Annotated in this window: 6 protein-coding genes; 1 reads left to right on the plus strand and 5 read right to left on the minus strand. The window is 61.6% G+C overall.

Features of this window, described 5'->3' with window-relative positions:
* Positions 1–10 precede the first annotated feature (10 nt).
* Positions 11–1,612, minus strand: coding sequence for a citramalate synthase (cimA, locus tag VGN12_05365; protein HEY4308861.1), 1,602 nt, complete (start codon positions 1,610–1,612; stop codon positions 11–13).
* A gap of 393 nt (positions 1,613–2,005) precedes the next feature.
* Entirely contained in the window at positions 2,006–2,377 is a 372-nt protein-coding gene (locus tag VGN12_05370) for a hypothetical protein (GenBank protein ID HEY4308862.1), read from the minus strand.
* Positions 2,378–2,499: 122 nt separating this feature from the next.
* Here VGN12_05370 and VGN12_05375 point away from each other — a divergent pair, with 122 nt between their 5' ends.
* The gene (locus VGN12_05375) at positions 2,500–2,943 is read left to right on the plus strand and encodes a GyrI-like domain-containing protein (GenBank protein HEY4308863.1); all 444 of its coding nucleotides are present in this window, start codon (positions 2,500–2,502) and stop codon (positions 2,941–2,943) included.
* A gap of 69 nt (positions 2,944–3,012) precedes the next feature.
* On the opposite strand, the gene VGN12_05380 is transcribed toward VGN12_05375, so the two are convergent.
* The 3 genes from VGN12_05380 to VGN12_05390 form a co-directional block, all read right to left on the minus strand.
* Entirely contained in the window at positions 3,013–3,837 is an 825-nt protein-coding gene (locus VGN12_05380) for a hypothetical protein (protein HEY4308864.1), read from the minus strand.
* 129 nt (positions 3,838–3,966) lie between these two features.
* Positions 3,967–4,932 (minus strand): nuclear transport factor 2 family protein, encoded by a 966-nt coding sequence (locus VGN12_05385; GenBank protein ID HEY4308865.1) that lies wholly within the window; start codon positions 4,930–4,932, stop codon positions 3,967–3,969.
* Positions 4,933–5,116: 184 nt separating this feature from the next.
* Complete coding sequence (locus VGN12_05390; protein ID HEY4308866.1) at positions 5,117–10,897, minus strand: protein kinase; 5,781 nt, start codon at positions 10,895–10,897, stop codon at positions 5,117–5,119.
* Positions 10,898–10,930: the final 33 nt, after the last annotated feature.

Genomic DNA, 10,930 nt, shown 5'->3' on the forward strand with positions numbered 1-10,930 from the left:
CACTCCGCGCTTATTTCGTCGTGACGGCAGCCGGGGCCAGTTTGTCCCCACGCGATTCATCCTTGCACAGCTTGTATTCGAAACTGTCGACAAGGGCCGTCCAACTAGCTTCGATAATGTTCTCGCTGACGCCGACGGTTCCCCACACGTCGTGATCGTCGCGGCTTTCGATCACCACGCGCACCCCGGCGGCCGTGGCGGCCTCGGAGTTGATGACCCGCACTTTGTAATCAACCAGGTGCATTTTGGCGAGACTGGGATAATCCGCGGCCAGCGCCTTGCGCAGGGCCGCATCCAGGGCATTGACCGGGCCATCCCCTTCGGCCACTTCATGCCGCACGGTTTCGCCGACGCGGATCTTTACCGTGGCCTCGGTCGTTACCTCGCCCGTGCCGTCGGCCTCGACCGTGACATGAAAGTTCAATCGCTCGAAATGCGGTTGGTAAGTGCCGGCGCAGCGCCGCACCAGCAGATCGAACGACGCTTCAGCCGCCTCGAACTGATAACCGGCGTTTTCCATCGCCACGACCTGGGCCAGGATCTTTTCGGCCACGACCCGATCGTGCTGCAAGTTATGCTTGGTCGTCAGTGCCAGAATGTTCGAGCGCCCGGAAAGCTCGCTAACCAGGATGCGCCGCTCATTACCGACCTTTTCCGGCACGATATGCTCGTAGCTGGACGACACGCGATTGACGGCGTGAGCGTGCATCCCTCCCTTATGAGCGAAAGCGCTCGCACCGACGAACGGTTGACTCGAGCGGAAGTTCATATTCGCTAGCTCATAGGTATACCGCGACAGCTCGGTCAGTCTCTGTAAGCTTTCCGGCCGTAGGACTTCGTAACCCGATTTCTTCAGTGCCAGGTTGGCCACGACCGTGATCAGATCGACATTGCCGCAGCGCTCGCCAACGCCGTTGATCGTGCCCTGGACATGGTCGGCCCCCGCGTCAACGGCGGCCAGCGTGTTGGCCACGGCTAGCTCGCAATCGTTATGACAATGAATGCCTACGGGCACTTTCAACGCTTCGCGGGCGGCGCGTGTCAGCTCAGCGATTTTTTCCGGCAGATTGCCCCCGTTGGTATCGCACAGAACGACCGTCCGTGCGCCGGCTTCGGCCGCAGCCTGGATCGTGCGGCGAGCATAGTCGGGGTTGGCCTGCCAGCCGTCGAAGAAGTGCTCGGCATCGTAGATCACCTCGTGTCCCATGCGGCGCAGAAACGCCACACTGTCGGCGATCATCTCGATGTTTTCATCGAGCGTGGCCGAGAGAACTTCCGTCACGTGAAAATCCCAAGTCTTGCCGACCATCGTGATGATTTTGGCGCCCGAATCCACCAGGGCCTTCATGCCCGGGTCTTGATCCGCGGTAATTCCTTTGCGGCGCGTCATGCCGAATGCGCACACCCGGGCGTGCGATAGGTTCAGGCTTTGTGCGCGCTGAAAGTATTGGAAGTCCTTGTCGTTCGAAAGCGGGTAGCCCCCTTCGATATAGTCGAACCCGAGGCTGTCCAGCCGCTCGGACAACAGCAGCTTGTCCTGCAGCGAGAAGTTGACCCCTTCGCCCTGACTGCCGTCGCGTAGGGTCGTGTCATAGATTTCGATGCGGCGCATGCGGACTCCCATAAAACAAAAAAACCCTGCCGGCCATCAATCGGCCTCAGGGCTTGCGATCGTTCCCGACTCGTCGGTCGATGCCCTCAGGCCTGCGTCTCCGTAATAATCGCGACGATAATCATCGCGCCAACAACGCCCGCAACGGGCCGGCCAATACTGGCTCGGCCAGAGCTTTGCACTACGATCGTTGCGTCGGGGCTCATCATCGGAGAATGCGCCTGCAGGGCTAAAGGCCTTACACCGTCAAAAGATACGCCGTGAAACGAGGGGTGTCAATTGCGTCCCAGTGGCCGTTCGGGCCAATCAAAAATGACACGGCCGACGATCCTCAGGTTCTCGATTCTTCACGTCCCTGAAGTGAAATAACGCCCGCGGCGGGTACACAACGCCCTAGCTATCCAGATCCACATCCCCGCCGCGTGACTTGCACAGTTCCTTCAGAATCTGCATCCGCACCCGCTGCGTGTCCGTCGGGCCGACGTTGCCGACCTTTCGTGGGTTGTCTTTCGACCATTTCAGTGCTTTGGCGACGATTTTGACAAACTCTTTGTCTTCCCCGATCCGGGATGCGATTGCCTTGGCATCGATGCTATCCAGGATATCCTGGTCCATCCAATGCGGCGGCAGGGCCATTAGATTGTTCGCGGCCAATTCGATGTCGCCGGTTCCCTCGTTACAACATGCCCCGCGCGCGACCGTGGCGATCGAAGCCGTGCCGAGTCCGACCGCAGCCAGTGCCGCCCGCCGTGTGATCTTCGTCATCGCGATGCTCCCTGTGTTTTCTTGACGCCAGGAAAAGAATCGGCAGCCGCCTGTCGCCGCCGCACAGCGCCCTTACTATATTCAATTCTGCCGAATTTATGAAAGCCGTGAGGGGGCACTCGATGGAATACCAGGTTCAGATCCAAATGCTCGTCGCGCGGCCGCTGGCCGTCGTTCGCTTGCGAGCCAGCCAGGCACAGCTTTCTGCCGTCATACCGCAGGCCTGCGGAGAAGTCTGGAACTTCGTCCGCGCCGCGCAGATCAAAACCGCCGGCCGTCATGTTGCTATCTACTACGATAGCGAGATAAACATCGAATGCGGTGTCGAAGTGGACGAGCCGTTCACTTCCGACGGTCGTGTCATTGCCTCGGCGACCCCGGCCGGCCGCGTGGCAACGGTCGCGCATTTTGGCCCTTACCAACTGTTGAGCGCCGCCCACCAGGCGGTTACGCAGGCGTGCCGGTTGCAAGGGCATGCACTGGCCGGCCCGAGTTGGGAAATTTACGGCCACTGGACCGACGACCCGACGCAGGTACGCACCGACGTGTTCTACCTGCTGAAATAAGCCTGCTTCAGCGCAGGATCATGTCACACGCGCAAGCACTATGCGCGCGCCGTGAAGCGAACGCAATCCTTAGAAGCGGTATCCACCCAGCGGCAGCGTCACGCCGGCGTACCCGTCGTAGCCGCTGTCGTAGGCGTCGTACAGGTTCGGATAATAATCCGCGGCCGGAGTGAAATTGTTCGGCTGCGACGAAGACGAATAGTTGCCCGCACGATCCGCGGCCTCGTCTTGCTGGGCACGTTGCCGCTCACGCTTTTGCGCTTCGTTCGAGGCTACCATGCGCTGACGCGAAACGTCGAACCGCTTTTGCATCTGGGCCGATGCGTCCCGTTTCGTATTGATGCTGGCCAGCTTCTGGTCGATCTGCAGTGCGTTCATCGACAACACGTCCGGCAGACCCTGGCGCACCTTGCGAGCGTACGCTTCCGAAGCGACAGACAATGTCTCCGAGAGGTGCTCCTGCGCATCTTGAGCATGCTCGCCGGTCAGCACTTCGAGTTTGGCGTTCATCTCGGTCATGAACCGCTGCAACTGTGCAGACGTCATGCGCTTGATGCCCGCGCCGAGCCGTAGCCGAGTCCGTTTGACCTGCTCGGCATCGTAGAGAGTTTGCTTTGACAGCCACTGGTCAAAACGGCTGAGCGTATCTTGCAACTCGTCGCTCTTGAGAATCTGCTCGCGGGCCGCGACTTCCGTCGAATTGGCCGCAGGCGGGGCAATCGGCTGTTTCGTCTTCGTGGCCGTGGGCGCCGCCTGCCGGGCAGCAGTGGGCTTTTTCGCCGCAGGTGCCTGAGCGGCCACGTGACCCGGCGACACAGCCCCCAAGCCGACTTCCATGACAAATACAGCCAGCGGCGCCATCCATTTCGCGCGTCGGTTCGAATAGCGAAGCATGATTTCGCTCCTTGTGATCGCCGGATGACGCCTGCTAATTATACCTGACTAAAGTCGGTGGTTTACACGGATAAATCGCTAAACATGTAACAGCCGACCGGCCACGGCCAATAGTCCCTCTTAGAGACTCTACTTCTTGGCCGGCTTCCGTGTCGCCCGAAATCGAACGTCCGGGCCGGGACGTCCTTCGATCTGATCGTCGACCGATTCCCAGATAGCTGTATTATCGTCCACCCGACTGTAAAAATTCGTGGCCGACGTCCGCTGTCCGTCGGGCAGGACACCGCTGGTGCTGACCGTCCAGGCGTCTCCGTCCTTCGACCAGATCCCCTGGCCGTACCCCCCTCGCGAGTCATAAACAAAAGAGTGAATCCGTTCATGCACCGGATCCCAACCGATCCATTGTGTGGCTGATAAGGCCGGCTCCTCGCCCTTCGGTTCCACTTTTAAATGGCGCAAAATGTAAGCCTTCTCCGGCCCCCACGTGCAGGACACTTGGATCGTGCCCTGCGGTCCCTCGGCGACCCAATCACCGATCATCCAATCGAGGTCCTGAAATTTGTTGGCGCCGGCCGCGGCGCGATAGAGCGATTCGCGCACGCCATCGATTAACCATCGACCGTCCTTCTTCACCCACATCGCGCAGTAGCGGCCCAACTTCGGATGATCCCCGGGTGCGTCGGATCGCTCGATCGTGCCGTCTTCGACCGCAACGTCCGGCGTGATGAAGCGGACAGCTAAGGTCTCGGTCTTTGGCGCCTGCCGCGCGATATGCCCGTCCTCGCGCGACTGCGTTCGCTCTCGAATCGTGGGCGTGTGGATCTTCAGGGCGCGCCCCTTGTAGTCGACGTAATCGGCCTCGGGAGACCAGAACTCGGCAATCGCCTCGGTATCGCCCAAGTCGACCGCTTTCCGATAGGCCTCGATCGCATCACGGACCGATTGCTCGTTCGCCGAAACGCTTGCCGGCGCACTGGGCGATGCAGGACGCGCCTGCTGGGCCGAAGCGACCACCGGTATGCACCACGCGAGCGCGGCCGAAAAGGAAAGTGTTAACACCCGCTTAAGGGTTCTCTCGATCTGTCCGTTTCGCATATTTATCTCGGCAATGTTCCTGGATTTATGAGGGGACCGCCGGCGCTCGTGGCCATACGGCCGTGGATAACTGATGGCTGAAGCTGCGAACGAAGTGACGATGCCCCGCACGTCGGTCGCAACAGGCAGGACGTTGCGTTCAAAAGGGATAAGCGACGAACAACCTCTTGCCTGTTGCCCGCAATTATTGCCAGTCGACGGCGGGCCAAACAATGGCCGATCCGTCGCGGCTGCTGGTAAGAAGCAGTTTGCCGTCCGGAGAGAACGCCACGGACGAAACTTCCTGCGAATGCTGCTTCAGGTGCAGGATCTCCTTGCCCGTCTTCGCGTCCCACAACTTCACGGCATTGTCCTGTGCTCCGGTCGCGGCGCGGCTGCCGTCCGGCGTGAACGCCACCGAAGTCACCGGAGCCGTATGCCCTTCGAGCAGTAACAACTGCTTGCCGGTCGCGGCGTCCCAGATGCGGACGGTGTTATCTTCGCTGCCGGTTATGACGCGAGTGCCGTCGGACGAGAACACGGCTGCCAGCACGGCCCATTCATGCCCTTCGAGAGTCGCGAGCGATTCCCCAGTCTGCGCGTCCCAAATGCGCGCTGTCTTGTCACTCGAAGCCGTGATGATGCGTTTGCCGTCGGACGAATAACGGGCCGAGCGGACGGTGTCCTGATGCCCCTGGGCGTCGTCATTCGGTGGAAGCGACAAAACGAGCTGGCCGCTCGCAGCGTCCCAAATTTTGGCCGTCGCATCGTCGCTGGCCGAGAGCAGCCGCGTGCCGTCCGGTGAATACTCGACCGAATTCACATACCTTTCGGGCGAGGCGACGATCTTCAACTCGACGCTGCCGGTCGTTGCGTCCCACACCTTGATCGTACCGTCCCAACTGCACGTGGCGACGTGCCGGCCATCGGGCGAAAACGCGCCGGCTGCCACGGCGCCGTGCGGGCTGTAGGACATGATCTCGCGACCGTTGTCGATGCGCCACAGCGTGGCGTCGTTCCCTCCGGCCGTGGCGATGTGCGTCCCGTCCGGCGAGAACACGGCCGACCAGACCGCGTTGTGCCCCGTGTCGACGAGCGCGCCGTGACCGGCCTGATGCTTGGCGTTCTTTATTTCGGAGCCGCTGGCAAGATCCCACAGGCGAACTTTGTTATCGGTGCAGGCCGTCAGCACGCGATGCCCGTCGGCCGAGAGAGCCAACGACGAAACCACACACCCGGCCGTGTCTATGTCGCGGACGACGCGCGGACCGTCCAAGTTCCACAGGCGAATGTGCTTATCGGCACAGGCCGTGATCGCGAACCGGCCGTCGCCCGAGGTGATCATGGCGGCGACACTGTCCGGATGTTTCAGCACCTGCGCCGTCAACTCCTGACCGGTAGCGACATCCCATTGTCCGACGGAATTATCCGTACTGGCGGTGAGAACTCGCTTTCCGCCCGTGAGGAAATGCGCGGCGGTGATTTTGCGGCTATGCCCACTTAACAAATGCAATTGCTGTCCTGTCGCGGCGTCCCAGATGCGGCCTCGGCCGGCTGCGTCCCCGGTGAAGAGCAACTTGGCATCGGAAGAAATCGCCACGGCGGTGACGTCAGACTTGTGGCCAGTCAATTCATGCACGACCTTGCCGGTCGTTACATCCCACAATCGCGCTTTGCCGCCGTCGCCGCCGGTGAGCATCCAGCGTCCGTCACGCGAGAGGGCGAAAATGCCGCCGCGCCCCGTTTGTTCGAACAAGCCCAGTTCGCCGCCAGTTACGGCATCCCAGATGCGCACCGTATCGTCGCCGGCGCCCGTGAAGACCCGATGTCCATCCGGTGAGAAAGCGACGGTCGACACGAGGAAGGCGTGCCCCTCGCTGAGCGTGGTTGGTTTGCGTCCGGCGACGAGATCCTGAATCTTGGCCGTGCGATCCCGGCTGACCGTGATAATCTGCCGGCCATCCGGAGAAAAGGCGGCGCCCAGGAGCGCGTCGTCGTGACCACCGTAGGCGCGGAACTCTTCGTAATGAGCGACGTCCCAGATTTTGCCCTGGTGATCGTAGCCGGCCGACAACACAAATTGGCCGTCGGGCGAGAAGGAGCACGAACGGACCCAGCCTGCATGACCACGCAGCGTCTGACGGCAAGTGCCGTGCATGACGTCCCACAGTTTTACGGTGTTGTCGTGGCTGGCACTGACCAGCAAGTTGCCATCGGCCGAAAATCGAACGCAACGCACCGGCGCGTTGTGGCCCAACAGCGCTTGATATTTGGTCGACGTGCCGGTCTCTTCGCTGAGGAGCGTGCCGAAGTCGAACGGCCTCACCTGGTCCGGACGCCACAGCAGAATGCGCTTGTCGTATCCGGCCGTGGCGACATAACGCCCGTCATGTGAAAACGCGGCCGAGTAGACCGGCCCGGCGTGCCCCGTAAAGGGAGCGCTCTTTTCCTCGGACGCGACCGACCAGACGATCGCCGTACCGTCCTGGCTGGCAGTAACGATATGCGACTCGTCGGGCGAAAACGCCGCGGACCAGATCCACCAGGTATGTCCTTTGAATTCCCGGATTTGCTCACCGGACTCGACATCCCACAACCGCGCGGTCTTGTCGTACGATCCGCTGAGCAGTCGTTTACCGTCGCGCGAGAACGCGACGCTCAGTACGGCATCGGTATGTCCATCAAGCGTACGCAGCGGGTCGCCGGTTGCCGCGTCCCACAGCCGTAGCTCTCCATCTTTGTCATTGCTGCCGGTGGCGATCAATTTTCCGTCCGGCGAATAAGCAACGGCGTGAACGTAGCGACCGTGCTTCAATGTCTTCAGTTGTTGCCCGGTGGCGACATTCCACACCCGGGCTACCCCCTCCCAACTGCCGGTGACCACTTGCTTGCCGTCGGGCGAATAGCTGGCCGAATCGATCGGCCCCTCCTCACGAAACGTCTGCACGCTCTGCCGGCAGAGGTGCATCAGACGCCCCCACTCCCAATTGCGTAAATGCGATTGGCAGTCGTTCAACAGTTGGGCGGCATAGCCGAAGGCGTTTTCGTCGATCTTGGCCGAAACCAGCCCGATCGAGGCGATATAAGCATCGTATTCCTTCTGCAGACGGAGCGCTTCTTCCTGCTCGCGCAGCGCTTGTTCGGCCTTCTCGGCCGCCACGGCGACTTTTTCCGATTCGACGGCCGCCTGCTCGGCTTCCACCGCGGCCTGCTTGGCGGCGATGGCGTTGTCGCGGTCCATTTCGGCCTGCGCTTCGGCCGCCTGCGCGCGAACCCGTTGCTCGTTGGCCGTTTTCTCCGAAGCGACCGCCTCGTCGCGCTTGGTTTTTGCCTCACCCTCGGCAGCGAGCGCGCGTGTCGCTTCCGCGTCGGCGCGGGCCGCCTGGGCTTTCGCCTCTTCACGCTGGGCGCGAATCGCGAAAAACGCCACCGTGACGATGACCACGACGGTCGCCACCAAGGCCCGCGCGGCGCGAACCAAGAATTTCAGACGTGTGCTGCGCACCTCGCGTTCGCGCTGAGCCGCTGTAACGCGACCGCGAAGCTCATCGAACGACGGTTCGTCCGCATCGAGCAGCGAGGCCGCCAGGTCCAAGTCCCCTTTCCCGGCCGCCGTCTCGGCATACGACGATTTGGCGACCAGCAGCCGTGCTCGGGCGCGGTCATTACCATCCCATAGCGATAGTGCTTCTTGATAGCCGAAAACGGCCCGAGCGTAATCTTGGTAATCGTGCGATGTCTGCGCTTGGGTCAGGTCCTCTTCCGCGCGGTCCGAAAGCAAAATGCTTTCCGAATGCGAGTGGTACAGCCGGATCGCGGCCTGGAAATCGAGAACGCTGGCGTATCGGCCATCGATCTCGGTAGACATGGCGTGCCGCGCGATTTCGATCAGCTCGCCCGTGATTTCCGTCGGTTGGATCTCGTTGCGTGCCACGGCGTACAGGCAGCTCATCACGTCGCGGCCGGCATGTGGCGGCTTGCCCGTGAGAACTTCGTACAGGATGGCCCCCAACAGATAGATGTCACTAGGCGCGCCGATCCGATCCAAAGGACCGCTGGCCATCTCCGGCGCCATGTAGGCTGGCGTGCCCCCCATCCCACCCGATTGTGTGATCGAGCCGAGGTGGCGGAAGCGTGGCGCCAGTAGCGCCAGTCCCCAGTCCATGACCAGTACTTCGCCGAAGTCGCCGAGCATGACGTTTTCAGGCTTTAGATCGCGATGCACGACGCCACGCGAATGCGCAAAGGCCACGGCGTCCGCCACCTTCATGAGAATTTCCAGGTTCTCATGAAGGTTCTTCTTCTTGAGCACCTTGATCCACGGCGTCCCTTCGACCCGTTTCATCGAGTAGAACAGCGCGCCCGATTCGTTCGAGCCCAGGTCATAAATGGGCACGATGTTCGGATGGTCGAGGTCCCCCGTGACCACGGCTTCGGAAAGGAACTTCTGCCGTTGATCGGCATCCGTGGCCATATCGCGGCGAATCATCTTGATCGCCACGGTGCGATCGATCGATGCCTGCCGCGCGGCATACACGACGCCCATGCCCCCCTTGCCGATCATTTCCAGCAATTCGTAGTCGGCGCTGTCCAGCGATGGCTCTTCCGGCGCCCGCACCGTGCGAGGACGAACGACCAGGTGCGTTTGCGAGGCAGAGCCAGGCTCGGCCGTCTTGATTGTCATTCCGGGGCGGGCTTCGGGCGAGATTGTCGCTTCCCACATGCCCGTCAGGCGTTCGACTTCTTCGGCAGGCAATTCATCGGCATTGAGCGTGGCACCGATTCCGTGCGTGGCCCGCGCATCGCCCCCTTTTGGCTTTTCCCCTTCGACGAAAGCAAACGTGTAATCGCTCTCGGTCGCTTCGCGCGGCGCGCCCGGGAGCGCGTCTTTCGCGGCGGCCGCCAAATCGGCCGAATCCAATGTCAGGTCCGCCGCCAGCGTCGGACGGGAGATGGGCGGCTCGGCGTCACTGGCCGCCGGGCTTGGCGGCTCGGGCATAAAGGCGACCGTGAAGTCGCTTTCGGTTAGCCGGCGCGTGCCATTGGGATCGTTGTCGTCGACAACTTCGTCCTCGGCAGGACGAATCGCGCCGGCAATCGGCGCCGCCGGATCAAACGCCACGGTAAAGTCGCTGTCGGTCGCCGTCCGCCCAATCTCGTCGTTTTCAGGCGCGACCGAGGGTACGCCGATAACGCCCGCGATTGGCTGCTCGGGGGACTCTTCCTGGGGAAAGGCGATCGTTAAGTCACTCTGTGCAATTGTCCGCTGCAGGTCGTCATCACCCGACACGGCGGAATCAGCCCCCTCGTCGAACTCGAATTCGAGATCATCTTCCACTTCGGCGAGTAGTTCCGCTTCCAAATCCGGTGCGAGCTCGGCTTCAACACCATCGTCGGCGATCCTGTCCCCCGTCGCCGCGCCGGGCAGTTCCTCGCCACCATCGTCGGGGACGAAGGCGATCGTAAAATCAGCGACGCCCAGTGTGCGTGGCCCTTCGACTTCGTCTTCGTCGAATACGAGTGGCTCAATCGCTGCATCTTCGGCGTCAACAAGGGGCAACTCTGCACGAGGCACTACCGGAGGAATCGCCGCCCGAGGCACCTTGCGGGCCGTATCGTCCAGGAACGTCGCTTGCGTTCGTAGCAGCGTCAGATCGACTTGGCTCGCGTCGGATTTCGACGGAAACGTGGCCGAGTCAAAAGTGCCTGAGTCGCCTATTCCCGATTCTGTACTACCCTTGCCGCGCCGGCGAACCGTACGATCGACAATCTTGCGCAGGAAGGATGGGACTCGGCGCTTCGGGGCCGGCGGCTCCGCGGCTTGTACAGCGGGCTCCGTGATGTCCTCCAGCGCGACCACGCGAAATTGCTCGAACTCGGCTGAATCGACGGTCTGATCCGCGCTCGTAGGCAGCAGCGCATCACACGCGGGGCAGCGTGCGTCGAGGGGGGCGATCGTGGTGTTACAAAACGGACACGAGTTCATAAGTTAGCTGCCTGATCGAATTGCGCGAGTGTC

This window comes from Pirellulales bacterium (genome assembly GCA_036499395.1).
Lineage (GTDB): Bacteria > Planctomycetota > Planctomycetia > Pirellulales > JACPPG01 > JACPPG01.

Bases quoted from the DNA above. Each gene is read 5' to 3' on its own strand.
- cimA (HEY4308861.1), bottom strand. From the start codon at position 1,612: ATGCGCCGCATCGAAATCTATGACACGACCCTACGCGACGGCAGTCAG.
- VGN12_05370 (HEY4308862.1), bottom strand. From the start codon at position 2,377: ATGACGAAGATCACACGGCGGGCGGCACTGGCTGCGGTCGGACTCGGC.
- VGN12_05375 (HEY4308863.1), top strand. From the start codon at position 2,500: ATGGAATACCAGGTTCAGATCCAAATGCTCGTCGCGCGGCCGCTGGCC.
- VGN12_05380 (HEY4308864.1), bottom strand. From the start codon at position 3,837: ATGCTTCGCTATTCGAACCGACGCGCGAAATGGATGGCGCCGCTGGCT.
- VGN12_05385 (HEY4308865.1), bottom strand. From the start codon at position 4,932: ATGCGAAACGGACAGATCGAGAGAACCCTTAAGCGGGTGTTAACACTT.
- VGN12_05390 (HEY4308866.1), bottom strand. From the start codon at position 10,897: ATGAACTCGTGTCCGTTTTGTAACACCACGATCGCCCCCCTCGACGCA.